The 315-nt window shown below is 68.3% G+C and carries 1 protein-coding gene; it reads right to left on the bottom strand.

The features are described from left to right. On the bottom strand, nt 1-315 hold a 315-nt coding region (locus tag ACZ9XP_RS17900; RefSeq protein ID WP_465188960.1), incomplete at both ends, for a GspE/PulE family protein.

Below are 315 nucleotides of genomic sequence, written 5' to 3'. Positions count from 1 at the left end.
GATAGCGCGGCGTAGAGCGTGGTGGTTTTGCCGGAGCCGGTGGGGCCGGTGACCAGCAAAATGCCGTGCGGCTGGCGAATCAGGCCATCTACCTGCCCCAGCGTGTCGGCGGGCATGCCCAGCGTGGCCAGGTCCAGCCGCGCCGCTTCTTTGTCCAGCAGGCGCAGCACCACGCGCTCGCCGTGGCTGGTGGGCAGCGTGGACACCCGCACGTCTACCGGGCGCCCGCCCAGGCGCAGCGAGATGCGGCCATCTTGTGGCAGACGCTTTTCGGCAATGTCCATGCTGGCCATGATCTTCAGGCGCGACACCATG

It is taken from the genome of Vogesella perlucida (assembly GCF_979366545.1).
Note: the sequence above shows the minus strand (reverse complement) of the source record. Positions and strands in the feature narration are given on the sequence as shown.